Source organism: Polaromonas sp. (assembly GCF_049790275.1).
Taxonomy (GTDB): domain Bacteria; phylum Pseudomonadota; class Gammaproteobacteria; order Burkholderiales; family Burkholderiaceae_C; genus Polaromonas.
The window spans coordinates 154,716-180,536 of record NZ_JBAQYR010000117.1; the positions used below are offsets into that span (position 1 = coordinate 154,716).

At 63.0% G+C, this 25,821-nt stretch carries 27 protein-coding genes; 19 read left to right on the forward strand and 8 right to left on the reverse strand.

What is annotated here, in order from left to right:
* The first annotated feature begins 2 nt into the window (after positions 1–2).
* From WA904_RS16060 to WA904_RS16095, 8 genes are all read left to right on the forward strand, one after another.
* Positions 3–1,202, forward strand: coding sequence for a tetratricopeptide repeat protein (locus WA904_RS16060; protein ID WP_425198126.1), 1,200 nt, complete (start codon positions 3–5; stop codon positions 1,200–1,202).
* 50 nt (positions 1,203–1,252) lie between these two features.
* On the forward strand, positions 1,253–1,606 hold the full coding sequence (locus WA904_RS16065) for a YciI family protein (RefSeq protein WP_425198127.1): 354 nt from the start codon (positions 1,253–1,255) through the stop codon (positions 1,604–1,606).
* A 143-nt stretch (positions 1,607–1,749) separates the two neighbouring features.
* Positions 1,750–2,175 (forward strand): YciI family protein, encoded by a 426-nt coding sequence (locus WA904_RS16070; protein ID WP_425198128.1) that lies wholly within the window; start codon positions 1,750–1,752, stop codon positions 2,173–2,175.
* 8 nt (positions 2,176–2,183) lie between these two features.
* The gene (locus WA904_RS16075) at positions 2,184–2,723 is read left to right on the forward strand and encodes an SRPBCC family protein (RefSeq protein WP_425198129.1); all 540 of its coding nucleotides are present in this window, start codon (positions 2,184–2,186) and stop codon (positions 2,721–2,723) included.
* A gap of 41 nt (positions 2,724–2,764) precedes the next feature.
* Complete coding sequence (locus tag WA904_RS16080; protein ID WP_425198130.1) at positions 2,765–3,157, forward strand: VOC family protein; 393 nt, start codon at positions 2,765–2,767, stop codon at positions 3,155–3,157.
* Between the two features lie 139 nt (positions 3,158–3,296).
* The gene (locus WA904_RS16085) at positions 3,297–4,580 is read left to right on the forward strand and encodes an RNA polymerase sigma factor (RefSeq protein ID WP_425198131.1); all 1,284 of its coding nucleotides are present in this window, start codon (positions 3,297–3,299) and stop codon (positions 4,578–4,580) included.
* A 60-nt stretch (positions 4,581–4,640) separates the two neighbouring features.
* Positions 4,641–5,432 (forward strand): SDR family NAD(P)-dependent oxidoreductase, encoded by a 792-nt coding sequence (locus WA904_RS16090; RefSeq protein WP_425198132.1) that lies wholly within the window; start codon positions 4,641–4,643, stop codon positions 5,430–5,432.
* Positions 5,433–5,454: 22 nt separating this feature from the next.
* Positions 5,455–5,868, forward strand: a complete 414-nt coding sequence (locus WA904_RS16095) for a DCC1-like thiol-disulfide oxidoreductase family protein (protein ID WP_425198133.1) — start codon at positions 5,455–5,457, stop codon at positions 5,866–5,868.
* 114 nt (positions 5,869–5,982) lie between these two features.
* Here the strand turns inward: WA904_RS16095 and WA904_RS16100 are convergent, their stop codons facing one another.
* Positions 5,983–6,381, reverse strand: coding sequence for an RcnB family protein (locus WA904_RS16100; RefSeq protein WP_425198134.1), 399 nt, complete (start codon positions 6,379–6,381; stop codon positions 5,983–5,985).
* A gap of 173 nt (positions 6,382–6,554) precedes the next feature.
* On the opposite strand from WA904_RS16100, the gene WA904_RS16105 reads away from it, so the two are divergent.
* Genes WA904_RS16105 through WA904_RS16140 form a run of 8 tightly spaced genes read left to right on the forward strand, consistent with a single transcriptional unit; the run spans position 6,555 to position 15,389 of the window.
* Positions 6,555–7,283 (forward strand): TetR family transcriptional regulator, encoded by a 729-nt coding sequence (locus WA904_RS16105; RefSeq protein WP_425198135.1) that lies wholly within the window; start codon positions 6,555–6,557, stop codon positions 7,281–7,283.
* Positions 7,280–8,164, forward strand: coding sequence for an SDR family oxidoreductase (locus tag WA904_RS16110; protein WP_425198136.1), 885 nt, complete (start codon positions 7,280–7,282; stop codon positions 8,162–8,164). The genes WA904_RS16105 and WA904_RS16110 overlap by 4 nt, the downstream gene beginning before the upstream one ends.
* Complete coding sequence (locus WA904_RS16115) at positions 8,161–9,804, forward strand: acyl-CoA carboxylase subunit beta (protein WP_425198137.1); 1,644 nt, start codon at positions 8,161–8,163, stop codon at positions 9,802–9,804. The genes WA904_RS16110 and WA904_RS16115 overlap by 4 nt, the downstream gene beginning before the upstream one ends.
* 24 nt (positions 9,805–9,828) lie before the next feature.
* Positions 9,829–11,010, forward strand: a complete 1,182-nt coding sequence (locus tag WA904_RS16120; RefSeq protein WP_425198138.1) for an acyl-CoA dehydrogenase family protein — start codon at positions 9,829–9,831, stop codon at positions 11,008–11,010.
* 11 nt (positions 11,011–11,021) lie between these two features.
* Positions 11,022–11,810 (forward strand): enoyl-CoA hydratase/isomerase family protein, encoded by a 789-nt coding sequence (locus WA904_RS16125; RefSeq protein WP_425198139.1) that lies wholly within the window; start codon positions 11,022–11,024, stop codon positions 11,808–11,810.
* On the forward strand, positions 11,807–13,747 hold the full coding sequence (locus WA904_RS16130) for a biotin carboxylase N-terminal domain-containing protein (protein WP_425198140.1): 1,941 nt from the start codon (positions 11,807–11,809) through the stop codon (positions 13,745–13,747). Before WA904_RS16125 ends, WA904_RS16130 begins: the two co-directional genes overlap by 4 nt.
* A complete protein-coding gene (locus tag WA904_RS16135; protein WP_425198141.1) occupies positions 13,747–14,901 on the forward strand; it encodes an acyl-CoA dehydrogenase family protein in 1,155 nt (384 codons plus the stop codon). The genes WA904_RS16130 and WA904_RS16135 overlap by 1 nt, the downstream gene beginning before the upstream one ends.
* On the forward strand, positions 14,898–15,389 hold the full coding sequence (locus tag WA904_RS16140) for a thioesterase family protein (protein WP_425198142.1): 492 nt from the start codon (positions 14,898–14,900) through the stop codon (positions 15,387–15,389). Before WA904_RS16135 ends, WA904_RS16140 begins: the two co-directional genes overlap by 4 nt.
* A 44-nt stretch (positions 15,390–15,433) precedes the next feature.
* On the opposite strand, the gene WA904_RS16145 is transcribed toward WA904_RS16140, so the two are convergent.
* The 6 genes from WA904_RS16145 to WA904_RS16170 all read right to left on the reverse strand — a co-directional run bounded on the left by WA904_RS16145 (position 15,434) and on the right by WA904_RS16170 (position 22,621).
* Positions 15,434–16,591 carry an ABC transporter substrate-binding protein gene (locus WA904_RS16145; protein WP_425198143.1) on the reverse strand — a complete coding sequence of 386 codons (1,158 nt, stop codon included), beginning with the start codon at positions 16,589–16,591 and terminating at the stop codon, positions 15,434–15,436.
* A gap of 292 nt (positions 16,592–16,883) precedes the next feature.
* Entirely contained in the window at positions 16,884–18,740 is a 1,857-nt protein-coding gene (locus WA904_RS16150; RefSeq protein WP_425198144.1) for an AMP-dependent synthetase/ligase, read from the reverse strand.
* A 114-nt stretch (positions 18,741–18,854) separates the two neighbouring features.
* Positions 18,855–19,652 carry an ABC transporter ATP-binding protein gene (locus WA904_RS16155; protein WP_425198145.1) on the reverse strand — a complete coding sequence of 266 codons (798 nt, stop codon included), beginning with the start codon at positions 19,650–19,652 and terminating at the stop codon, positions 18,855–18,857.
* Positions 19,649–20,503 (reverse strand): ABC transporter ATP-binding protein, encoded by an 855-nt coding sequence (locus WA904_RS16160; protein ID WP_425198146.1) that lies wholly within the window; start codon positions 20,501–20,503, stop codon positions 19,649–19,651. The genes WA904_RS16155 and WA904_RS16160 overlap by 4 nt, the downstream gene beginning before the upstream one ends.
* The gene (locus tag WA904_RS16165; RefSeq protein ID WP_425198147.1) at positions 20,500–21,576 is read right to left on the reverse strand and encodes a branched-chain amino acid ABC transporter permease; all 1,077 of its coding nucleotides are present in this window, start codon (positions 21,574–21,576) and stop codon (positions 20,500–20,502) included. The genes WA904_RS16160 and WA904_RS16165 overlap by 4 nt, the downstream gene beginning before the upstream one ends.
* A gap of 148 nt (positions 21,577–21,724) precedes the next feature.
* Positions 21,725–22,621, reverse strand: a complete 897-nt coding sequence (locus WA904_RS16170) for a branched-chain amino acid ABC transporter permease (RefSeq protein ID WP_425198148.1) — start codon at positions 22,619–22,621, stop codon at positions 21,725–21,727.
* 122 nt (positions 22,622–22,743) lie between these two features.
* On the opposite strand from WA904_RS16170, the gene WA904_RS16175 reads away from it, so the two are divergent.
* The 3 genes from WA904_RS16175 to WA904_RS16185 are packed head-to-tail and all read left to right on the forward strand — an operon-like array spanning position 22,744 to position 25,321.
* Complete coding sequence (locus WA904_RS16175) at positions 22,744–24,138, forward strand: acyclic terpene utilization AtuA family protein (protein WP_425198149.1); 1,395 nt, start codon at positions 22,744–22,746, stop codon at positions 24,136–24,138.
* Positions 24,135–24,524, forward strand: a complete 390-nt coding sequence (locus WA904_RS16180) for an AtuA-related protein (RefSeq protein WP_425198150.1) — start codon at positions 24,135–24,137, stop codon at positions 24,522–24,524. The genes WA904_RS16175 and WA904_RS16180 overlap by 4 nt, the downstream gene beginning before the upstream one ends.
* The gene (locus WA904_RS16185; RefSeq protein WP_425198151.1) at positions 24,521–25,321 is read left to right on the forward strand and encodes a crotonase/enoyl-CoA hydratase family protein; all 801 of its coding nucleotides are present in this window, start codon (positions 24,521–24,523) and stop codon (positions 25,319–25,321) included. Before WA904_RS16180 ends, WA904_RS16185 begins: the two co-directional genes overlap by 4 nt.
* A gap of 52 nt (positions 25,322–25,373) precedes the next feature.
* On the opposite strand, the gene WA904_RS16190 is transcribed toward WA904_RS16185, so the two are convergent.
* Positions 25,374–25,814 (reverse strand): acyl-CoA thioesterase, encoded by a 441-nt coding sequence (locus tag WA904_RS16190; RefSeq protein WP_425198152.1) that lies wholly within the window; start codon positions 25,812–25,814, stop codon positions 25,374–25,376.
* Positions 25,815–25,821 lie beyond the last annotated feature (7 nt).

The following is a 25,821-nucleotide window of genomic DNA, read 5'->3' on the forward strand; positions in this document are numbered from 1 at the left end:
TCATGAACGAAGTGTTTGAGCGCGCCCGGCAAAGTTTCCTGGAAGGCCTTGCGCATTTTCAGGCCGGGGCGCTGCCCGAGGCCGAGCGCTGTTTTGAGCTTGCCCTGGCACTGGTGCCCGGCCGCGCCTCCACCCTCACCAACCTGGGTGCCACGCGCGTCAAGCTCGGCAAGGAATCTGAAGCGCTGGCACTGCTCGAGCAGGCCACCGTGGCCGAACCCGGAAATACCGAGGCCTGGTCTTACCTGGGCCTGGCGCACGCCGGTCTGGCGCAGCATGCGCAGGCCCTGCCCTGTTACGAACAGGCCCTCGCGCTGGATGACGGCAACGCGCTGCTCTGGATGCAGCATGCCCAGGCCCTGGTGCGGCTGGGCCGGCCCGAAGAAGCGCTGGCCTCCTTCGAGGAAGCGCTGGCGCGCGACACCGGGCTGGCCGAGGCGTGGAGCCACCGCGGCACTTTGCTGCGCGAGCTCCATCGCCTGCAGGAAGCCGCCGAGTGTTTCGGGAAAGCGCTTGCGCTGGGCGCCGATCCGCAGGTCAACGGCTATTTTCTTGCTTCGGTGCGCGGCGCCGAGGCGCCGGCCACGGCACCGCGCGAGTATGTGGAATACCTGTTCGACGACTACGCTGCCGACTTCCAGAGCCATCTGGTGGGCGTGCTGCGCTACCGGGCCCACGAGGTCCTGATCCGGCATCTTGCGCAGGCAGAGCCGCACCGCTTCAGCTCCGTGCTCGACCTGGGCTGCGGCACCGGCTTGTGCGGGCCGCTGATAGCGCCGCTGGCCGATCGCGTGGATGGCGTGGACATTTCGCGCGGCATGCTGGACAAGGCCTGCACGCTGGGCGTTTACAACACGCTGGTTCACGCGGACCTGGCAGAGTACCTGCAGGGCGCCGAGCGCAGCGACGACCTGGTGCTGGCGGCCGATGTCTTCATCTACGTGGGTGATCTCGCTGCGGTGTTTGCGGGGGTCGCCCGCATCCTGCAACCGGGAGGCCTGTTCTGCTTCACCGTCGAGCGCGCGTCCGGCGACGAAGAATTGGTGCTGCTGCCCAGCCTGCGTTATGCACATTCCGAAGCCTACATCCGCAGGCTGGCGCGCGAGCACGGCTTTGGGGTGAAGGCCTTGCTGCGCGCGCCGCTGCGCGAGGATCAGCAGCGGCCGGTCGAGGGTTTGTATGTCTACCTTTCTGGCGCTTGAGACGGGGTAGCGCGCTATCATCGCCAGCAACTTTTATTGCGGGAAATGCCATGGCTTACATGCTTCTGATTCATGAACCGAAAGGCCAGCGGCTGACGCGTACCGAGGCCGAGGGACGCGCTGTTTATGAGCGCATGCTGCGCTTCGGCGCCGACCTGAAAGCGCGCGGCCTGCTGCTCGCCGCTGAGTCACTGGCGTCGCAGGACGATGCGGCCCAGGTGCAGGTCAGGGGCGGCCGGCCCCAGGTGCTGGATGGTCCTTTTTCCGAGGCCAAGGAAATGGTGGGCGGGTTTTTTCTGGTGGATTGCGCCACCCGCGAAGAAGCGCTTGCAATTGCCGGCCAGTGCCCGGCGGCGGAGTGGGCCACCATTGAAGTGCGCTCGCTCGGCCCCTGCTTCGCCTGAGCGCGAACGCCAAAAAGTAACAAAAGGTTTTTTCTGGTGAAAGCTGTCGATTTCGCAGTGCCCGGTTCGTCGTGGAGGTAGAAGCCCTTGTTTTGCGGGCCCGCCGGGCCCCGGCTTCCAGGCTCACTACGAAGGAGAACCTCATGCGTTTCATGATCATCGTCAAGTCCACGCCCGAGTTCGAGGCCGAGACGACTCCGCAGACCCCCGACGAGAAGTTGATGAAGGAAATGGCCGACTACCACGAAGAGTTGTCCAGGGCCGGCGTGCTGCTCGATGGCAGCGGGCTGCAGCCCAGCCGCAAGGGCTGGCGCATCCACTACAACGGCCAGAAGCGCACCGTGATCGATGGCCCCTTCGCGGAGGCCAAGGAACTGATCGCCGGCTTCACCACCATCCAGGTACGCAGCCGCGAGGAGGCCATGGAATGGTCGCGCCGCTACCCCAACCCGGTGGGCGAAAACGAACCGGCTGTGATCGAGGTGCGCCAGCTGTACGAACTGGACGACTTCACGCCCAGCGATCAGGTTGAGCGTTTCCGCGAAATGAACACACCCAGCCAGAAATGAGGCACGCTATGGTCAAGAACACATTGCTTATCATCCTGGCGCTGATCGTGCTGGCCGTTATCGTTATTGCCGTGATGGCCTCGCGGCGGCCGGACACCTTCCGTGTGTCGCGCAGCACCAGCATTGCTGCGCCGGCCGGGAAGATATTTCCGTTGATCAACGACGTGCGTGCCTTCAATTCCTGGAATCCGTATGCGCTGAAAGCCCCGGAGATGAAAGGCAGCTACAGCGGCCCGTTCATCGGGCCCGGCGCCCACTACGACTTCGAAAGCAAAAAGTCAGGCAGCGGCAGCTTTGAAATCGTGCAGGCTGCGGAGCCGTCGCAGGTGAAGATGCGGCTGGACATGACCGCCCCATTCAAGGCGCAGAACGTGATCACTTTCACCATCGCACCCGAGAGCACAGCCACACAGGTCACGTGGGCCATGGAAGGCCCCGCGCCGTTCCTCTCGAAGTTCATGGGCGTGATTTTCAACATGGACAAGATGATTGGTGCCGACTTTGAAGCCGGCCTCGCCAACCTCAAGGCCAAGGCAGAAAAAGCCTGAGCGCCGCTGCCTCCTCATTCAAACCATTCAAAGGAACCATCATGACGCGCAAGATCTTCGTCAATCTTCCCATCAAGAACATGGAAAAGAGTCAGGCCTTTTTCAAAAGCCTGGGCTTTTCCTTCAACCCGCAATTCACCAACGAGCAGGGCGCCTGCATGGTGATCAGTGAAGACCACAACTTCGTGATGCTGCTGGTCGAGCCATTCTTCCAGGGCTTCACGAAGAAGCCGATCGCCGATGCCACCAAGACCACCGAGGTACTGATTGCCCTGTCGTGCGAAAGCCGCGCAGAGGTGGACGAACTGGTGAAGAAGGCGCTGGCCGCCGGCGGCACCGCGCCCAACCCGTCGCAGGACCACGGCTTCATGTACAGCCACGGCTTCACCGACCTGGATGGGCACGTCTGGGAGGTTTTCTGGATGTCTAATTGAGCCCCCACGTTCGCTCGCTCCGCGTAGCTCTCTGCCCCCCGAGGGGGCGCTGCGCCTGCGGACTGGCGAAGCCAGATCCGCGGCCCCTGCTGGTATGAAGAGCCTCCACGTTCGCTCGTCGTGCCGGTACCATTGATTCATGCATTCCTCCACCCATGAGGCGATTTCAGCCGTCTGGCGCATCGAGTCCGCAAAGATCGTGGCCTCGGTGGCGCGCATGGTGCGCGACATCGGGCTGGCGGAGGAACTGGCGCAGGACGCGCTGGTTTCCGCGCTGGAGAGCTGGCCCGGCAAGGGGGTGCCGGACAAGCCCGGCGCCTGGCTGATGACCGCCGCGAAAAACCGCGCGCTGGACCATCTGCGGCACCAGAAGATGCAGGGCGAGAAGCTCGAGCAGATGGGCCATGACCTTGAAGCCCAGGAGGCCCTGATCGTGCCGGATTTTGTGGACGCACTGGACGAGGCCCGCCAGGACGACATCGGCGATGACCTGCTGCGTCTGATCTTCACCGCCTGCCATCCCGTGCTTTCGACGGAGGCCCGGGTGGCGCTGACGCTCAAGCTGCTGGGCGGCCTGACCACGCACGAGATTGCCCGTGCATTCCTGGTGTCTGAACCGACGATTGCCCAGCGCATCGTACGCGCCAAGCGCACGCTGACCGAAGCGCACGTACCCTTCGAAGTGCCGCGCGGCGGCGAACTCGGCGCGCGCCTGGCCTCGGTGCTGGAGGTGGTGTACCTGGTGTTCAACGAAGGCTACACCGCCACCGCCGGCGACCACTGGATGCGGCCCGCACTGACGGACGAGGCACTGCGCCTGGGCCGCATGCTGGCTGGGCTGGCGCCCGACGAGTCCGAAGTGCATGGACTGCTTGCGCTGGTGGAGTTGCAGGCCTCGCGCATGGCGGCCCGCATCGACGCCGACGGCCGGCCGGTGCTGCTGTCCGACCAGGACCGCACACGCTGGGACCACCTGCTGATACGGCGCGGCCTGGCGGCGCTGGACCGGGCACAGGCCCTGGCCGGGTCGTCCGTGCATGCACTGGGCCCGTATGCGCTGCAGGCGGCCATTGCTGCCTGCCATGCCAGCGCGCCTGTAGCCGTGCAGACCGACTGGGCCGGTATTGCGGCCTTGTACGACGCACTCGCGCAGACGGCGCCGTCGCCCGTGGTGGAACTCAACCGCGCGGTGGCCGTCAGCATGGCCTTTGGGCCGGCCGCCGGCCTGGAGATCATCGATACCTTGCGCGAGGAAAAGTCCCTGCAGAACTACCAGTGGCTGCCGAGTGTGCGCGGCGACCTGCTTGCCAAGCTGGGGCGCCATGCCGAGGCACGCACGGAATTCGAGCGTGCTGCTACGCTGGCGCAGAACACGCGCGAGCGCGAGCTGCTGCTGGAACGTGCGCGGAAACTGGCGCCGTAGCCGATATAGTTGCGCCCACGGGTTCTTTTGCCTCAGCATCTCCTTTTTTGAACACATGCCATGAAGCCTGACGAGTCATTTTTGCCGGTTGCCGTGGTCACGGGTGGCGCGCGCGGCATCGGCCTGGCCATGGGCCGGTGGTTCCTGGAGAACGGCTATCGCGTCGTGCTGGTGGACATCGACGCCGGCACGCTCGCGCAAGCGGCAGGCGCGCTGGACCGGTCCGGCCATGTACTTGCCATTCACTGCGATGTGTCTGACCCGAAACAGGTGCAGGCGGCGGTTGAGAAGGTGGAAGCCGTGTTTGGCCGGATCGATGCCCTGGTGAACAATGCCGGTGTTGCCGTTTTCAAACCCCTTGCCGAAACAACATTCGAGGAGTGGCGTTACGTGATGGCGACCAACCTGGACGGGGTCTTTCTCTGCACCCAGGCCTGTGCACCGGTGATGCAGAAGACGGGTGGCGGAAGTATTGTCAACATCGCTTCCATTTCCGGGCTGCGCGCCAGTACGCTGCGTTCTGCCTACGGCACAAGCAAGGCTGCGCTGATTCATCTCACGAAGCAACAGGCCGTTGAACTGGGCAACGTCGGTATTCGCGTGAACGCCATTGCACCGGGTCCTGTCGAGACCGAGATGGCCAGGCTGGTGCATAGTGCGGCCATCCGGCGCGACTACCACGATGCCATTCCGCTGAACCGCTATGGCACCACCGAAGAGATTGCCTCGGTCGCGGGTTTCCTCTGCAGTGAGACGGCAAGTTACGTCAACGGCCAGGTCCTGGCCGTTGATGGCGGCTTCGACGCTGCCGGTGTGGGCTTGCCGACCTTGCGCAAGCCGGTGGAAATTTAGCGGGATACATGCCAAGACCGCCATGCCAACCCAACACCCCGACATCCTGCTGGTTTACGACGACGAATGCCCCGCTTGCGACAACTACTGCAGGATGGTGCGGATCCGCGACACGGTCGGGACCCTGAAGCTCGTGAATGCGCGGGAGTCCAGCGAGGTCATGCAGGAGATCACACGCCAGGGACTGGACATTGACCAGGGCATGGTGCTCAAGGTTGGCGATGCCTTGTACTACGGCGCGGACGCGATTCACGCGCTGTCGCTGATGGGCAGTCCCTCGGGTGTTTTCAATCGCCTGAACCACTGGATGTTCCGCTCGAAAGGGCGGGCACGCCTGCTTTATCCTCTGCTGCGCAGCTGCCGCAACCTGCTGCTGAAAATGCTGCGCAAGACGAAGATCAACAACCTGGGCTTGCAGGGCAACGACAGGTTTTAGTGCAGCGATCCTGCAGAAACTCAACGAAAACAGGTTCCAGCCCTTATTTCACGGGCGCAGGCAGCTATCAAAAAGGTAGTGCATGCGAAAACGGATTCCGCATGCACCACCGCGCTAGTGGTTGAGCACCAGCTGCGCAACCACGCCGGTGGCGATGGCGATCAGCGCATAGTCCGCGCCCACCTGTACCCACTGCTGGTCGTGGGCCGGCGCGTTCAGGTGCTGCGCACGCCAGTTGTTCATGGCGTGGCCCCGGTGGCGGTACTCCGTGGGGACGCGGTCGCCGCGGTGGAAGCGCGGGCCGCGCGCATCGGCGTACCGGTCATGGCGCGCGTCCCGGCGGTCGACATGGCGGACGCTGAAATCACGGCCGTCCCGGTGCAAGGAGCTGCGCTGTTCGAAGCGTTGTGGCTCGGCACCGCGGCCACGTCGGTCGTCCCCTTGGGCGAAAGACAGCGAGCCAAAGCTCAGGGCGGCGAGGGTAATGGCGCAAACAAGGGCTTTCGATTTCATGGAGCGACTCCGGTGGTTGGTGAGCCTTGATGGTCTGCTCGCCAGGTGTATGCCTCACAAAGACCCGACGCCTTTGTGTAAAGAGTTGCCACCAGCTGTGGTGGCCTGTGCAGTCTTATTTTTACAAAGCACGTGCTTGCTAAAAATATCGGCTTTTGTTATGGTCTGTGTCCATGGACAAACCCGCCCTGCGCACCCGTTCCGCCGCTCAGGCTATTGCCGACGGCCATTCCCTGATCGCCGTCGCGGAAAAAAGGCCGCGCGGCCGCCCGCGCAAAACCATCGACGAGCGCGACGACGGTAACCGCCGGGTCGAGCTGGTCAATGCCGCAGCGAAGCTGTTCCGGCGCAAGGGATTCGACGCCACCAGCACGCGCGACATCGCTGCCGCCGTGGGCATGCACAGCGGCTCGCCCTTCTACCATTTCAAAAGCAAGGGCGCGCTGTTGTATGCGGTGATGGACGAAGGCATGCGTTCGGCCATCCTGCGGCAGACGGCGGCGCTGGAAGCAGCGGCGCAGGCCCCACCCGACGCCGACGCAGCGGCCCTGCTGCGGGTGCTGATCCGCAACCATTTTGATGTGCTGCTGGGAGCGGGCAGCGATTTCATTCCCGTGATGTTGTACGAGTCGCGCTCCATCACGGCCAAGCAGCGGGCTTCGCTGGCCAGGCTGCAGGGCGACTACGAATCGGTCTGGGAGCCCGTGCTCCAAGCGCTCAGCAGCGAGGGCAGGCTGCAGTGCCCGGTGAAGCTGGCACGGCTGCTGATCTTCGGGGCGCTGAACTGGTCGGTGCAGTGGTTCGATGCCAAAAAAGGCGCGTCGCTGGATGAGTTGGCCGATGCGGCGATGGCGCTGTTCATCGGGGAAAGCCAGAAACCCATGAGGAGAACCCGCGCATGAGTTACCGGTCCGTGTTCAGCCCCGGCCTGTTTGCCGGCAAGGTGGTGGTGGTGACAGGCGGAGGTTCCGGCATTGGCCGCTGCACCGCGCATGAACTGGCGGCGCTGGGCGCCCATGTGGTGCTGATAGGACGCAAACTCGCCAAGCTGCATGACGTGGCCGGTGAAATTGTGGCCGCCGGCGGCCGTGCAAGTTTTCACCCTTGCGATATTCGCCAGGAAGAAGCGGTGCAGAGCACGGTGGCGGCAGTGGTGTTGGCGCATGGCCGCATCGACGGCCTGGTCAACAACGCAGGCGGCCAGTACATCGCACCGCTGGAAAGCATCAGTGCCAAAGGCTGGGAAGCGGTCATCAACACCAACCTGACCGGCGGCTTCCTGATGGCGCGCGAGTGTTATTTGCAGTCCATGGCCGCGCACGGCGGCAGCGTGGTCAACATCGTGGCCGACTTCTGGGGGTCGATGCCGTCCATGGGCCACAGCGGCGCGGCGCGGGCCGGCATGGTCAGCTTCACCGAAACGGCCGCCGCCGAGTGGGCGCACAGCGGTGTGCGCGTCAATGCGGTGGCGCCGGGTTACATCGCTTCCAGCGGCATGGACCACTACCCGCCTGAAGCCGGCGAGATGCTGCGTGAGATGCGCAAGACCGTTCCGCTGGGCCGCTTCGGCACCGAAGCGGAAACCTCGGCCGCGATTGTGTTTTTGCTAAGCCCGGCAGCCAGCTTCATCAGCGGCACCGTGCTGCGGGTGGACGGCGCGCGGCCGCAGGCGCGCATGGGTTGGCCGATGCGCCTGCCCGATGCCGAAGAACAGCAGCGCGAGGCGATCAGGCCGTTTGACGGTTTCCATCTGGCCAGCACACCGAAGCTGTTCCAGTCATGACCATTTTCCAGTCGGCGTGGAATGCTCAGGGCGGTGTGGCTGCGCAGCGGCGCGAGGCCATGCTGGCCCGCATCGCAGCCTTGCGCGGACTGGAGGCACGTGCTGCGCAGGCCTCGGAAAAATCAAGGCCGGTGTTTGACAAGCGTGGCCAGCTGCTGCCGCGTGAACGTGTGGCCCTGCTGCTGGACCCGGGGGCTCCCTATCTTCCGCTTTGCTCCCTGGCCGGCTTCATGCAGGACAGCAAGGACCCGGCGCAGTCGGTGCCCGGCGGCGGCATCGTGGCCGGTATCGGCTTTATCGAAGGTGCTCGCTGCATGGTCGTGGCCAGTGACTCCGGCATCGAGGCCGGTGCCATCCAGGCCATGGGGCTGGACAAGATTTTGCGTGTGCAGGAAATCGCACTGCAGAACAAGCTGCCTTTCATTCACCTGGTGGAGAGTGCCGGCGCCAACCTCATGCGTTACCGCGTGGAAGGTTTTATTCATGGCGGCGCCCTGTTCCGCAACCTGGCACGCCTGTCGGCCGCGGGCATACCCGTCATTACTGTGCAGCATGGCTCGGGCACGGCCGGTGGCGCCTACATGCCGGGCCTGAGCGACGTGGTCATCATGGTGCGGAACCGCTCCCGCGCTTTCCTGGCAGGGCCGCCGCTGTTGATGGCGGCCACCGGCGAGGTAGCGACCGAGGAAGAACTCGGCGGCGCCGAGATGCATACCGGTGTGTCCGGCCTGGGCGAGCAACTGGCCGAAGATGACCGCCAGGCGCTGGGTCTGGCCAGGCAGCAGGTGGCCCGGACAGCATGGTCAAATCGGGTTTCTCCCCATATAGCGCGGGCGCAAGCAGCTATTAATTCAGGAGCAAACGAGCCGCTGTACCCGGCCGATGATCTGCTCGGACTGATGGCCGATGACCTGCGCCAGCCGGTGGATATGCACGAGGTGATGGCGCGCCTGGTCGATGGCTCGGACTTCTTGCCCTTCAAGGCCCTGTATGGCGCCGCTACGCTGTGCGTGCAGGCGGCGATTGGCGGCCATGCGGTGGGCATCATCAGCAACAACGGCCCGATCGACGTGGCGGGCGCGAACAAGGCCACGCATTTCATCCAGATGATGTGTCAGCTGGGCCATCCCATCGTCTATCTGCAGAACACCACCGGCTACATGGTGGGTAAGGACAGCGAGCAGGGCGGCATGATCAAGCACGGCTCCAAGATGATCCAGGCAGTGACCAACGCGAGCGTGCCGCAGATCACCATCCAGTGTGGCGCTTCGTTTGGCGCCGGCAACTACGGCATGTGCGGGCGAGCTTATGCGCCGCGTTTTTTATTCAGCTGGCCGAGCGCGAAAACCGCGGTCATGGGTGGCGAGCAGGCGGCGCGCACCATGCAGATCGTCACTGAGGCTGGAATGGCACGCAAGGGCATCCCGATTGATGCTGCGCAATCGCAGGCGCAGTTCGACAAGATCGTGGCCGTGTTCGAGGCGCAGGCCGACGCTTTTTACACCTCGGGCCTGCTGCTGGACGACGGCGTGATTGATCCGCGCGATACGCGTGCGGTGCTGGTGCAGTGCCTGGCCATGTGTGCCGAGGCCGAAGTCCGCGCCTTGCGGCCCCTGCAGTTCGGCGTGGCGCGCATGTGAAACGGATTCCCAAGGAGACAAAAAATGCAATACACCCACGAACATCTCGAAATCCAGAAAACCCTCAAGCGTTTTATCGAGGCCGAGATCAACCCGCATGTCGATGAGTGGGAGGCGGCCGAGATTTTTCCTGCCCATGAAGTTTTCAAAAAACTCGGCAATCTCGGCCTGCTGGGGCTGACCAAGCCCGAGGCTTACGGCGGCGCCGGACTCGATTACTCCTACGGCGTGGCCATGGCCGAAGCCCTGGGCCACATCGACTGCGGCGGTGTTCCCATGGCCATCGGCGTGCAGACCGACATGTGCACACCGGCGCTGGCGCGTTTCGGCAGTGACGAACTCAAGCGCGAATTCCTCGCGCCAGCGATCGCGGGTGACACCGTCGGCTGCATCGGCGTGAGCGAACCTGGCGCCGGCAGCGACGTGGCCTCCATCAAGAGCCATGCCCGCAAGGACGGCGGCGACTATGTGATCAGCGGCCAGAAGATGTGGATCACCAACAGTCTGCAATCCGACTGGATGTGCATGCTGGTCAATACCGGCGAGGGGCCGCAGCACAAGAACAAAAGCCTGGTCATGGTGCCCATGCGCGAGAAGGGCAAGCTGCGCAAGGGCATCGAAGTCGGCAAGAAGATCAAAAAGATAGGCATGAACGCCAGCGACACCGGCCTGATTTATTTCGACGAAGTACGTGTGCCGCAACGCTACTTGATAGGCGCCGAAGGCTCGGGCTTCATGTACCAGATGATGCAGTTCCAGGAAGAGCGGCTCTGGTGCGCGGCCAGCTGCATCCAGTCGCTCACCAACTGCATTGACTGGACGGTGGAGTGGGCCCACGACCGGAAATTGTTCGGCGCCACCCTGGCCGACCAGCAGTGGGTGCAGTTCAAGCTGGCCGAGATGAAAACCGAGGTCGAAGGCCTGCGCGCCATGACTTACCGCGCCTGCGAGCTCTATGTGCAGGGCCAGGACGTAACCGAACTGGCCTCCATGGCCAAGCTCAAGGCAGGGCGGCTGAACCGTCTGGTGCCCGATACCTGCCTGCAGTTCTGGGGCGGCATGGGTTTCACCTGGGAGAACAAGGTGGCCCGCATGTACCGCGACGGCCGGCTGGCCTCCATAGGCGGCGGTGCCGACGAAGTGATGATGGGCATCATCGCCAAGTACATGGGGCTGGCCAAAACCAGCAAAAAGCCTTCGGCCTGATGGGCGCCGCCATGACAGGCAAGCTGCAGGTCACCCGTTCCGGCGAGACCGAACACTGGACCCTCCACGACCCGGCCACACGCAATGCATTGACCGGCGAGCTGGTCGATGCACTGGCACAGGCTTGCGAACGCGCAACGCAGGACACGGCCTTGCGCTTTGTCGTGCTGCAAGGCAGCGGCGGCTCCTTCTGCGCGGGCGGCAGCCTGGGCGGTTTTGCCGAATCGATAGGTCAGGCGCTGCCAGCCGGAGAAACCGATCCCCTGATCGTCATGAATGCCGGCTTCGGCAACTTGCTCAATGCCTTGTGCGCGTTGCCGCAGATGCTGCTGGTGGCGGTGGACGGACCGGCCATGGGCGGGGGCCTGGGGCTGGTGTGTTGCGGCGACTTTGTGCTGGCCACGCCATCGGCCGTGTTTGCCACACCGGAAGTGACGCTGGGTATTGTGCCGGCGCAGATCGCGCCTTTTGTGCATCGCCGGCTCGGCGACAGGCTGGCGCGGCAGATGTTGCTGTCCGGGGAAAAGTATTCCGCGCAGCAGGCACTGACGCTGGGCCTGGTGGACCAGCTGGCCGATGACCTGCCGGCTGCGCTGGCCCAACAGATCGCCACGCTGCGCCGTGCAGCACCGGGCGCCGTGGCCCATACCAAGGCTCTGCTTCATATGCTCAATCAGACTCCGGCCCAGGACCTGACTGCGCAGGCGGCTATCAAATTTGCAGCAAGTCTGCGCAGTGCCGAGGCCGCCGAGGGTTTGGCGACGTTTGCCGGCAAGCGCAAACCCGGGTGGGCGGCATGACAGGCACAACCCTCCGCCGCCTGCTGATCGCCAACCGCGGTGAGATCGCGCGCCGCATCATCCGTACCGCCCACCGCATGGGCATGGCCACAGTTGCGGTGTATTCCGATGCCGACGCGCAGGCCCTGCATGTGCAGGAAGCGGGCAACGCGGTGGCGCTGGGCGGTGCGCTATCGTCCGACTCCTATTTGCGTATAGACAAACTGCTGGCTGCAGCCAGGGCGGCAGGTGCCGATGCAGTACATCCAGGCTACGGCTTCCTCAGCGAGAACGCCGATTTTGCGCAGGCAGTGCTGGACGCAGGTTTGATCTGGGTCGGCCCGCCGCCGGCCGCCATTCGCGCGCTGGGCAACAAGGCCAGCGCCAAGGAAGTGGCGCTCGAAAGGAAGGTGCCTTGCCTGCCGGGCTACCAGGGGCCGGACCAGTCGGATGCCCGCCTGGTCGCGGAGGCCGAACGCATCGGCTACCCGGTGATGGTCAAGGCCACGGCGGGCGGCGGAGGCCGCGGCATGCGCCTGGTGCTGGAGCCGTCCCAACTGCAGGCAGCGCTGGCAAGTGCACGCTCTGAAGCGCTGTCCTCTTTCGGTAGCGGCGACCTGCTGCTCGAACGCGCACTGCTGCAGCCGCGTCATATCGAGGTGCAGGTGTTTGCCGATGCGCACGGCCACTGCATTCATCTGGGTGAGCGCGATTGCTCGGTCCAGCGGCGCCACCAGAAGCTGGTGGAAGAGTCGCCAAGTCCCGCAGTGAACGCTGACTTGCGTGAGCGCATGGGCGCCTGTGCGGTGGCACTGGCTCAGGCGGCCGGGTATGTGGGCGCTGGGACGGTGGAATTTCTGCTCGATGAGCAGAGTGAATTCTTTCTAATGGAGATGAATACTCGGCTGCAGGTGGAGCACCCGGTAACTGAAGCATTGACTGGCCTGGACCTGGTGGAGTGGCAGCTGCGCATCGCGCAAGGCGAGGTGCTCCCGCTGCGCCAGGAAGACGTGGTTTTTCAAGGCCATGCGATCGAAGTGCGCCTCTGCGCCGAGGACGACAACTTTGCGCCGCGTGCCGGACGGGTTCAGCATTTCACCGAGCCCGGGCATGCGCGTTTTGACCATGCGCTGCAGGCCGGTTGCGAGGTCACGCCGTTTTATGACTCCATGCTAGGCAAGCTGATCGTGCACGCCGCCACGCGGGCCGAAGCCATCAACCGGCTGCTGGCCGCGCTGGACGGCACGCAGGTGCTGGGCTTGCCGACCAACCGTGCCTTCCTGGCAGCCTGCCTGGCACATCCGGTGTTCCGCGCAGGCCAGGCGCTGATTCCCTTTCTGGCTGAGCATGGCGACAGCATCCGCGCAAGCTTGCAGGAGCGGCAGGTGCAGCTGTTGCTGCCTGCCGTGCTGGGTCTGCATTTTGGCGATGGTGCGGCGCAATTTTTACCATGCCCGTTTGGCAAAACCCTGCGCGTTTTGCTCGGCGAGCAGGTGTTCGCTGTCCGCGTGACGGAAACCGGCCAGGGCCGGCTGGAGGTTTCTGCCGGCGCGGCGCAGCACGCGGCCACCTGTGTGCGCATCGGTCCCGGGCAGACGTGGGTCACGGTCGATGGTCTCGGCAGCACGGTGCAGGCTTGCCGGGTGGCCGATGGGCGCTGGCATGTGCAGGTCGGTGCCACCGACGTCTGGCTGCAAGACGCGAGTTTTGAACCCGCGGCAGGGGCTTCTTCCGGCAGCCCGGCGATGGAACTGAAGGCCCCCTTCAACGGCAAGGTGATCGCGGTCAGGGTCGCTGCCGGGGTGTCAATCAAGCGCGGCGACACGCTGCTCGTGATTGAGTCGATGAAGCTTGAACATGCGGTCTGTGCGACGCGTGATGCCGTCGTGGCAGCCGTTGCGGTGGAGCCCGGCCAGCAGACGGCGCCGGGTCAGGTCTTGCTGAGGTTCGAAGCATGATGTCGGTCGCTGATATGGAGGCATGGGCCGACATCACGGAGTCGGTCAAGCGTTTTGCCCAGCGGGAGATTGCGCCGCATGTCGGCCAGTGGGACGATGCCGGTGAATTCCCGCGTGCCCTGTACCGCCAGGCGGCTGAACTGGGCCTGCTGGCGCTCGGCTACCCGGAAGCGCTGGGCGGCACACCGGCTTCCTGGCGCCTGCGCAATGCGATGACCTTGGCCCTGTGCCGTTATGGCGGCAGCGGAGGTGTGCTGGCCAGTCTGTTTTCACACAACATCGGTCTGCCGCCGGTGCTGGCCCATGGATCTGCAGCCCTGCAGCAGGTGGTGATTCCGCCGGTCCTGCGCGGTGAAAAAATTGCGGCGCTGGCGATTACCGAACCCGGTGGCGGTTCGGACGTCGCGGCGCTGCAAACGACAGCGCGGTGCGATGGGGCCAATTATGTGATCGACGGTGAGAAGGTTTTCATCACCTCGGGCATGCGCGCCGACTTCATCACGGTGGCAGTGCGCACCGGTGAATCCGGCAGCAAAGGCTCCGGAGGCATCTCGATGATCCTTGTGCCGGGCGACAGCCCGGGCCTGTCCCGCAGCCGGCTGGAAAAAATGGGCTGGTGGTGTTCGGACACAGCCCACCTGCGTTTTGACAATGTGCGGGTGCCGGCCGGCCATCTGCTTGGCGAAGAGGGCAGCGGCTTCAAGATCATCATGGGCAATTTCAACGGCGAACGCATGGCCATGTCGACCGCGGCCCTGGGCTTTGCCCAAGCCTGCTACGACGAGGCACTGGACTGGGCGCGCCAGCGCAAGACTTTCGGCAGCATGCTGGTCGACAAGCAGGTGATTCGCCACAAGCTGGTGGACATGCAGATGCGCATCGCCTCCACCCAGGCCTGGGTCGATGCGGTGGCGGACCGCGCCGACGCCGGCGACCAGGGCCCTGACTGGGTGGCCCATGTCTGCATGCTGAAGAACCACGCGACGCAAACCATGCAGTTCTGCGCCGACCAGGCGGTGCAAATCCTGGGCGGCATGGGTTTCATGCGCGGCACCAAAAGCGAGCGCATTTACCGCGAGGTCAAGGTCATGATGATTGGCGGTGGCGCCGAGGAAATCATGAAAGACCTCGCTGCACGACAATTGGGCTTATGACACCTAACACGCCGCCCTCCAGTGCCGCCATTGAATTCGAGCCCGATTTTGTTGCCGGCCTGAAAACGCTTTTCGAAGAGAAGATTTCCTTCAACCGCGTGCTGGGGCTGAAGATCACCTCGCTCAAGCCCGACCGCGTCACTGCGCGCATTACCATGGGTGAACACCTGATCGGCCACTATGCGCACAACCGCATCCATGGCGGTGTGATCAGTGCGGGCCTGGACGCCATGGGCGGGCTGGCCGTGATGGCCGCCATAGGCGCCCGCCACATGGACGAGTCGCCGCCGCAGCGCCTTCAGCGTTTCAGCAAACTTGGCACCATCGACCTGCGCGTGGACTACCTGCGCCCCGGCATCGGCGAGTATTTTGAATTGCGGGCCGAAGTGATGCGCCTGGGCTCCCGCGTGGCGTCCACCCGCATGGAGTTTTTGGGTGCTGACGGCAAGCTGCTGTCCACCGGCGCCGGCGCCTACATCGTGTCATGAAAAAAGCCGCCCGAAGGCGGCTTTGACCGGGAATGGATGGCCGGCTACTGGATGTACTCGGAAACCACTTTCCATTTGCCGTCGGTAATTTGCGAGAGGCGCGATGCGTCGCTGCCCAGGCGCTTGGTCGGCGAGAAGCTGGCCGGCGCGCTGCCGAACATGTCCGGTCCGCTGGACAGGCTGTCCATGACCTTGATGAAGCTGTCGGTTGTCAGGTTGGGGCCGGCCTTTTGGGCGGCCTTGGCAAAGGTGTCGATGATGCTGTAGCCGTAAACCGAGAAGACGGTCGGGTCTTCGTTGAACTTGGTCTTGTATTTGTTGGCCCAGAAGCGGATGGGTTGCGATGCCTCGTCGAGGTAGGGGTTTTGTACCGTCATGGTGGCGTACAGGCCGTTCATGGCGGGGCCCCCCAGTTTGTGGATCAGGTCGGTGTAGGCCGCACTGGAACCGAGAAATACCGGGTTGAAACCGGTCTTGCGCGACTCACCGATGGCGCCAATGGTTTCTCGGATGATGGTGCCGAGCACCACCATGTCGCAGCCGGACGCCTTCATTTTTGCAACCTGCGACGAGAAATCGGTCGCACCGCGCTTGTAAGACGTTTTTTCGGCGAATTCCGTGCCGATGGTTTTGAGGCCCGCTTCGCCACCGCGCATCACTTCCAGGCCGAACTCGTCGTCCTGGTACATGGTGCAGACTTTCTTGGCGCCTTTTTCCTTGGCCAGTTTGGGTGCTGCGTTGCGCATCTGGTCGAAGTAAGTGGCGGCGAAAGAATACTTGAGCTTGTGGAAGGGCTCGTACATCTCGCGTGCTGCTGTGATCGGGAAGAAGTTGATGACGTTCTTGTCGAACTGCACCGGCATCGCGGCCAGGTTCTGCGCGGTGCCGATGTGGCCGACCATCATGAAGATCTTGTCCTGGTTGACCAGCTTCTGCGCGGCCAGCACGGCTTTCTTCGGGTCGTAGGCCGAGTCTTCAACGATGATTTTCAGTTTGCGGCCGTTGATGCCGCCCTGCTCATTGATTTCGTCAACACGAAGCAGCATGCCCAGGCGCGCTTGCTTGCCAAAGCCCGCGATCGGCCCGGACAAATCCTGGATCGAACCCAGGGTGATCTCGGTCTTGCTTACGCCCTGCTGGGCTATGGCTTGGCCCGCGACCAGTGCCAGCGCTGCCATGGCCAGTGTGGTTTTGATTGTCATGAAAGTCTCCTGTAATAAAAAGCAGTGCCTGCATGTGACAGGCTCGAAACACAAATGCATTCTTGACGCCGGAACCCGAAAGTCAAGCTGTCGTAAGTACGCAAGGGAAACTACTTAAGGTTCTCATGGCTAGTGTCCTGTCCCACAAATAAAGGCGATATGAAATCGCCCAGTCAGCCGCCATGCGGCGTTGCTCGTCGTTGCCATAGCTACAGCTATGTCGCCTCCTCGCGCCTTGCCTGACAGCTGACTGGACAATTTCATTTCATCACCTTATTTGCGGGACGGAACACTAGCGATACATCGCTTCTATGGGGGCGGCATACTTTTTCTCGACCAGCTTGCGTTTGAGCTTCATGGTCGGTGTCAGTTCTTCGTCTTCCGCAGTCAGCTGCGTTTCAAGCAGGAAGAACTTCTTGATCTGCTCGACGCGTGCGAACTTTTTGTTGACCCGGTCCAGCTCGGCCTGGATCAGCTCCTGGACTTCCGTCGAACGCGTCAGGCTCTGGTAGTTGCTGAAGGGAACGTCATGGTCCTGTGCATATTTTTCGACGTTTTCCTGGTCGATCATGATGATGGCGGTCAGGTAGGGGCGTTTGTCGCCGATCACCACGGCATCGGTGATGTAGGGCGAAAACTTCAGCTCGTTTTCCAGCTCGCTGGGCGTCACGTTCTTGCCGCCGGCCGTGATGATGATGTCTTTCATGCGGTCGGTGATGCGGAAAAAACCTTCCTCGTCCACCACGCCGACGTCGCCGGTGTGCAGCCAGCCATCGGCATCGATCGTCTCGGCGGTCTTCTCCGGCAGGTTCAGGTAACCCATGAAGACATTTGCGCCGCGCACCAGGATTTCACCGGTCGCCGGGTCCAGCTTCACCTCGTTGTAACCCGCGGCCGGGCCGATGGAGCCGGGCTTGATGCGGCTGGCCGGCACACCGGTCGCTGCGCCGCAGGTTTCGGTCATGCCCCAGACCTCCAGCATGGGCACGCCGAGCGCCATGTACCACTTGACCAGCTCCGGTGAGATGGGGGCGGCGCCGGTCACGCAGAAGCGGGCACGGTGGATGCCTATCAGCTTGCGTGCGTTGTCCAGTGCGATCCAGCGGGCGATGGTGAATTTCAGCTTGAGCCAGTTGCTCACCGGCTGGCCGGCCATGACCAGTTCTGCGATGTTGCTGCCCACGCCAATTCCCCAGGCGTAAGCGGCCTGCTGCAGGCGGCTTGCTTCCTTGAGGGCGATCATCACGCCCGAGTAGAACTTCTCCCAGACACGCGGCACGGCGGTAAACACCGTGGGCGCAATTTCGCGCACGTTTTCGGGAATGGTTTCAGGGTTCTCGACAAAATTGAGTTTGGCCCCCGTATACATGGCGAAATATTCGCCACCCATGCGTTCGGCGATATGGCACAGCGGCAGGAAACACATGCGTTCGTCGTTTTCGTCCTGTGCCACCAGCGTGTTGTAGCCGCGTGCCGTGAACACCAGCCCGCGGTGGCTGTGCATGGCCCCCTTCGGTTTGCCGGTGGTGCCTGAGGTGTAGACCAGGATGGCGAGGTCTTCTGGCCGGCAGGCCTTGACACGCGCCTCGACCGCATCGGCATGCTGCGCAAGATAACTGCGGCCCAGCTCGCGCAGGCTGGCAAGACTGATGACATCAGCCTCGTCGAGGTCATGCAGGCCTTCCATGTCGAACACCACAATCTTGCGCAGGCCGGGAAGTTGTGTTCGCACTTCCAGGGCCTTGTCCAGTTGCTCGTCGTCTTCGACAAACAGGATGACTGTGCGCGAGTCTTCGCAAAGGTAATGCACCTGGGAGGCGGCATCGGTCGGGTAAATGCCGTTGGAGACACCGCCGCAGCTGAGCACGGCGAGGTCGGCCAACACCCATTCGATGACGGTGTTCGACAGGATGGACACACATTCGCCGGGCGCAAAACCCAGGCTCATGAGTCCTCCGGCAATTTCGCGCACTGCTTCACCGGTCTGGTTCCAGGACCAGCTGCGCCAGATGCCGAGTTTTTTCTGGCGCATCCAGACCTTGTCCTGGCGCTGCGCCACGCCGTTCCAGAACATGGCCGGAATGGTTTCACCCTCAAGCACCACGCGGGTTGCAGGCTGGATGTGGGAAAGATCCCATAGGTTAGACATAGTGCCCCCACGCTTGCCACTGCGTGTGCTGCGCTGCCCCCCGGGGGGGCGCTGCGCCTGCGGACTGGCAAAGCCAGATCCGCGGCCCCGGCTTGGCGAATTCTTCCGTCATTTTCATCTCCAGGTTTTCTTTTTCTTCCAGCGGCGCTCGCTGCGCACGCCGTCTTCCTTCATGCCGAGGTAGAACTCCTTGATGTCTTCCTTTTCCCGCAGGCGGGCACAGGTGTCTTCCATCACGATGCGGCCATTTTCCAGCACGTAGCCGTAGTCGGAGGCGTTCAGGGCCATGTTGGCGTTTTGCTCGACCAGCAAGATGGTGGTGCCGCGTTCGCGGTTGATACGCACCACGATCTCGAAGATCTCCTTGGTCAGCTTGGGGCTCAGGCCCAGGCTGGGTTCGTCCAGCAGGATCAGGTCGGGTGAGGCCATCAGCGCGCGTGAGATGGACAGCATCTGCTGCTGGCCGCCTGACAGCAGGCCGGCGTCTTGCAGTGCACGTTCGCGCAGGATGGGGAAGTAACCGAATACCGCCTCGATATCCCGGCTCACGCCGTCGCGGTCCTTGCGGGTGTAGGCGCCCATCAGCAGGTTGTCGCGCACGCTGAGCAGAGGGAAGACTTCGCGGCCTTCCGGCACATGGCTCAGGCCCTGCTGCACGATATAGGCCGGGTCCTGCGCGGTGATGTTGCCGCCCTTGAACTCGATCGAGCCCTTGCGCGGGTCGATGATGCCGGAGATGGTTTTCAGGATGGTGGTTTTGCCCGCACCGTTGGATCCCAGCACGGTCGCAATTTCGCCGCGGCGTACCTGGAGGCTGACGCCGCGTATGGCCTTGATCGGCCCGTAAGAGCTTTCGACGTTGAGCAGCTTGAGCACGGGCTGGTCGCTGACCGGTGGAGGTACGGCGCTCATGAGCGGATCTCCCCTCTGTGCAGATTGACCGGCTGGTGTTGCCGGCGCAGCGACGACACGTCATCAATCGAGCCGAGGTAGGCTTCAATCACCCCCGGATCGGTCTGTACTTCGCGCGGCGTACCCATGGCCAGCACTTCGCCCTGGTTCATGGCCAGCACGCGGTCGGACACCTTGGAGACCAGGGTCATGTCATGCTCCACCATCAGCACGGTGATGCCCAGCTCGTTCTTGATGTCCTGGATCCAGAAGGCCATGTCGTCGGTTTCCTCCACATTGAGCCCCGATGAAGGCTCGTCCAGAAGCAGCAGTTTGGGCTCGGTGCACAGCGCGCGCGCCAGCTCCACCACCTTGCGCACGCCGTAGGGCAGGCCGGCGACAAAGGAATCGCGGTGATGCTGCAGGTCCAGCAGGTCGATGATCTGCTCGGCCTTCTCGCGTGCCTGCAGTTCGGCCTCACGCGTTTTTTTCGTGAAGAAGATTTCGCTCCACAAGCCCGTTTGCCTGTGTGTGTGCCGGCCGATCAGCAGGTTGTGCAGCACGGTGGCATGCTCGAACAGCTCGATGTTCTGGAAGGTACGCGCGATGCCCAGCGCAGCAATCTTGTGCGGCGGCTGGTCGGTCAGTTTTTTGCCCAGGTAGTCGATCTCGCCGGAGGTCGGTGTGTAGATGCGGCTGATCAGGTTGAACACCGTCGTTTTACCGGCGCCGTTGGGGCCGATCAGCGTGAATACCTCGCCTTGCTTGACATCAAAGCTGACCTTGTTGACCGCCAGCACACCGCCGAAACGGACACTGAGGTTGCGGGCCGACAGCAATGGCTGGCCGGCGGGTTGTTGTATCTGGCTCATTTCAGGCGGTCCGATTTCTGGAAGGATTTCTGGCGCTTGAACATGCCCTTGCGGTAGAAGGGAAAGGTCTGCAGGTAGGTGCGTATCTTCAGCCAGCGCCCATACAGCCCCAGAGGTTCAAACAGGACAAAACCAATCAGCACCAGGCCGTACACCAGGCCCTGCAGGCCGGGCGCCTGGCCAATGAAGGCCGGCAGGTAGTCCTTGATCAGCGCAATCGCCTGCGGCATCGAGATGAGGAAAATCGCGCCGAGGAAAGCGCCATGCACCGACCCCAGGCCACCGACCACAATCATCAGCAGAAGGTCGATGGACTGCAGGATGTTGAACTGGTCCGGTGAGATGAACTGCAGCTTGTGGGCGTAGAGTGCCCCGGCAATGCCGGCCAGCGCGGCCGACAAGGCAAACGACAGGGTTTTGTAGCGGGCCAGATGAATGCCCATGCTTTGCGCGGATATTTCCGAATCGCGAATCGCGACAAATGCGCGGCCCGTGGGCGAACGCAGCAGGTTGAGAATGGCCAGTGTGGCGCCAATGGCAATCACCAGGCAAAGGAAATAAAACTCCTCCCCGCTGCTCAGCTTCCAGCCGAACAGGTCGGGCACCTTGACGTGGATGCCCGAGTTGCCGCCAGTGACTTTTTCCCAGCGTGCAAACACCTCTTCGACGATGAAGCCGAAGGACAGGGTGGCAATGCCGAGGTAGATGCCCTTGACGCGCAGGGCCGGCAGCCCGACGACCAGACCCACGGCTGCGGACAGCCCCGTCGCACAGGCCAGCGCAATGGGAAAGGGCACGCCGGCATTGGTCATCACGGCCTGTGTGTAGGCGCCGACGCCGAGAAAGGCCGCGTGCCCCAGCGAAAACAGGCCTGTGAAACCGGCCAGCAGCATCAGCCCGAGACCGGCGATCGAATAAATCAGGATGAAGGTCAGTTGTGCCAGCCAGTATTCGGCGAAGAGCCAAGGTGCGGCCACCAGCAGCAGTACCAGCGCGCTGTACCAGAAGATATGGCCGCCATGCTTGGCAAGATTGATGTCCTGCCCGTAGTCGGTTTTAAATATGAACCTCATGATTTTATTTTTTTTGATTGCAACGACAGCGGGCGTAAGGTTCCCAAATCCAAGCAGGGGCCGCGGAACCGGCTTAGCCGGGCCGCAGGCGCAGCGGCCCCCTCGGGGGGCAGCGCATTACACGAAGTGAAAAGCGTGGGGGCCATATCTATACTTTTTTTCTTAATTTTTCGCCAAACAGGCCGTTGGGTTTGACCATCAGCATGACCAGCACCACCACATAGGCGGCAACATCCTTGATGCCGTCAGGGGCGTAAAAGCCGGCCAGCGATTCAACGATGCCGATGATCAAGCCGCCCACAATGGCACCGGGCAGGCTGCCGAAGCCGCCGACCACCGCCGCCGGAAATGCCTTCAGGCCGATGAAGCCCATGTTGGCGTGCACAAAGGTGATGGGCGCGAGCAGCAGGCCGGCCACGGCCGCCACCGCTGCGGCCAGGCCCCAGACCAGGCCATTGAGCCGCTTGACCGGAATGCCCATGTAGTAGGCCGCCAGCTGGTTTTGCGACGAGGCCTGCATGGCGATGCCCAGCTTGCTGTACTTGAAGAGTGCAAACAGGACCAGGCACATCACCGCCGTGCTGGCAATGACGACCATCTGCTCGACGTTGAGGATCAGGGCTCCCTGTGCATTGGCGTCGCCGCCGATCTGCCAGGTCATGTCCTTATAGGGCACGGGCAGGGTGTGGGTTTCAGTGCCTATGCCCGGAATCATGGTGATCAGCCCGCGCGCCACGTAGCCGACGCCGATGGTCAGCATCACGATGGAAAAAGCCGGCTGGCCCAGGATGGGCCGTATCACGATCCGCTCGAGCAACACACCGAACAGGGCCATGCCGGCAATGGCACTGAGGATGGCCAGCCAGAACGGAAAACCCAGCATGGTCATGCAGGCCAGGCCGCCAAAGGCGCCCAGCATCATGAGCTCACCCTGGGCGAAGCTCACCGTCTCGGTGGCCTTGTAGATGAGAACGAAACCGAGGGCGATGAGCCCGTAAATGCAGCCTTGCGCGATGCCGCTGATGATCAATTGCAATAACTGCACTTTTACTCCACAATTAATTTTTACAAAGCATGTGCTTTGTAAAAATAACCCAACAATCGGAAGACGGGCAAGCCGCTTTTTTCTGACTCGAATCTGACGGGAATGATCATGAGCTGCATTCAATGAAAAAATCAATCCGGATTGGTGCCGGGTTGGGTTTCTACGGAGATGCGTGGGAACCGGTGCTCGCAAGCATCGAGCGTGGCGGGGTCCAGTACATCGCCAGCGACCATCTCGCAGAGCTCACTTTGGCCATCCTTCAAAAGGATTTGCAACGCGACGTTTCCCTCGGCTACGCGAGGGACGTGGTGCCCATGCTCACGCGTTTGTGGCCCGCGATGGCGCAGCGGAAAATCCGTTTTGTCTGCAACGCCGGCGGACTGAATCCGGCCGGTGCGGCAGCCGCTGTTCGGGACGCTTTTGCGGCAAAAGGATGGGTCGCACGCGTCGCGGTTGTGACAGGCGATGAGGTGTTGCAGCAGGTTGGTGAGCTGGCTCCAGCGCACATGTTCAACGATGTTCCGTTTGACACCGTGCGTGAGCGCATGGTGTTTGCCAATGCCTATCTGGGTGCGCGTCCCATCGTCTCCGCGCTGCAGCAGGGCGCCGACATCGTCATCACCGGCCGTGTGGCCGATGCCGCGCTTTTCCTCGCGCCGCTGGTGCACGAATTCAACTGGAACCTCGGCGACAGCACGGCCGCGATGACGCCCGCCGACCTGAACCGCCTGGCGCAAGGTCTGGCGGTCGGGCACCTGCTGGAATGTTCCGGCCAGGGCAGCGGCGGCAACTTCGGCAGCCTTGAGGCCTGGAAGGCGATTCCCGACCTGGCCCACATCGGTTACCCGATTGCCGAGGTCAGCGAAGACGGCGACGCGGTGATCATGAAAGCGCCCGGCACCGGCGGGCGCATCAACTTCGACACCGTGCGCCAGCAACTGCTGTATGAAGTGCACAACCCGAACCGCTACGTGTCGCCCGACGTGGTGCTGGACCTGTCGACCGTCCAGCTCGAAGACCTGGGCCAGGACCGGGTACGCATGACGGGAGCTACCGGTCATCCACGCACCGGCCAGCTCAAGGTGGTGGGCGGTTACCGCGACGGTTTCAAGGCCGAGGTGACCTGGGGCTTCAGTTGGCCCGATGCCTATGACAAGGCGCTGGCGGCGGTGGAGATGGTCAAGAGCCAACTGGCCGACAAGGCGGTGCCGCATGACGCCTTGTTTGTCGAATTCCCGGGCCTCAATTCAGCGCATGGTGCGCTGGCGCCCATGCCCGATGCGGCTGCACTGGCAGACCTTAACGAAGTCTGGGTGCGCATGGTGCTGCGCACACGCGACAAGAAGGCAGCCGATGGTTTCGGCCGCCTGTTTCCCTGGATGGGGCTGAGCGGTCCGGCATACACCTGCGGCTTCCACGGCCTGCACAACACCAGCGAGCTGCTGGGTATCTGGCCGGCGCTGATGGACCGTAGCCTTGTCGAGCCGAACATACGCGTGGAGCTGCTGCGGACATGAAAACACCCGCTCAAAAAGTACAGCTGGTCCAGCTGGCCCATGCGCGCAGCGGCGACAAGGCCGACTGGGTGGACTTCGGCCTGTTTGCCTGGAATGCGGCAGGTTACGCTGTGCTGGCCCGTGAAGTCACCGCGCAGCGCGTGCAGGCCCACTTCGCACCCTGGTTGCCGGGTGAGGTCGAGTGCTGGTATCTGCCGAACATCCTGGCGATCAAGCTGGTGCTGCATGACGCCTTGCAGGGTGGCGGCGCGCGCAACCTGCGCCTGGACAACCTGGGCAAGTCCATGGCGGCTGCCTTGTTGCGCATGGAAATCAATGTCGCTGCCGACGAGCTGGCTGCGTGTCTTGCCGCGCCGCGCGTCGGCTGGTGGGGAGACAAGCCGTGAGCGTACATATAGAGAAGGATGGCGAGGTGACCATCGTCACGCTGGACCGGCCGGACGTGCGCAACGCGGTGGACAGCGAGCATGCGCGCGCCTTGCATCAAGCTTTTCTGGCCTTCGATGCAGACAACGGCGCGAAGGTGGCGGTGTTCCATGGCGCCCACGGCCATTTTTGCGCAGGCTGGGATTTGCAGTTTGGCGCGAAGATGCTCAACGAATCGCAGGGCGGCGGGCCGGATGTATTTGCCGCGCTGGATTTCCAGGCTGAAGACAGCCAGCCGCTGGGCCCGATGGGGCCGTCGCGCCTGCTGCTGTCCAAACCGGTGATTGCCGCGGTCAGCGGCGCGGCGGTGGCCGGTGGCATGGAGCTGGCATTGTGGTGCGACATGCGGGTGATGGAGGAAGACGCCTATTTCGGCGTCTACTGCCGCCGCTTTGGCGTGCCGCTGATCGACGGCGGCACGGTGCGCCTGCCGCGCCTGGTGGGTATGGGCCACGCGATGGATCTGATCCTGACCGGGCGCAAGGTTGAGGCGATGGAAGCGCTACAGATGGGTTTGTGCAACCGGGTGGTGCCTGCCGGCACGGCGCGTGAGGCAGCGCTGGTGCTGGCGCATCAGCTCGCGAAATTCCCCCAGAAGACCATGCTGGCTGACCGCCAGAGCGCCTATGCGCAGTGGGACCTGCCCTTGCCGAGGGCGCTCAAGCAGGAGTGGGACGGCGGCCGCGACTGCATTGGTGAGGGCATGCAGGGCGCCGCCCGTTTTGCCGGCGGCCAGGGGCGACACGGCAAGTTTTGATGATGAAATTGGCCTCTGGCCCTTATCTGGCGAGCGAAAGCAGCTATCACAACTATAGCGGACGCGGCAAGGAAGAAGGCGGCACCGGCCGCGGCTGGCCGTTGTCGTCGATGGCCACATAGGTCACGCTGGCCTCGGTGACCTTGATGTAGCGCCCCTGCGAGCGGAAGCGCTCGGCGTACACCTCGACCTTGACTGTCATGGACGTGCGGCCCACACGCGTCAATTCCGAGTAGAAGGACAGGATGTCGCCGACCCGCACCGGCTGCTTGAAGATGAACTCGTTGACTGCCACCGTGGCCATGCGGCCCTCGGCATAACGCGCGGGAATCACCGAGCCGGCCAGGTCAACCTGGGCCATGACCCAGCCGCCGAAGATGTCGCCGTTGGCGTTGCAGTCCGCCGGCATGGGAATCACCTTGAGCACCAGTTCCTTGTCGAGAGGCAACTTGACACTCAGCGGGTCAGGGGGAAGGCTGGATCTGTCAGACATAGGCACA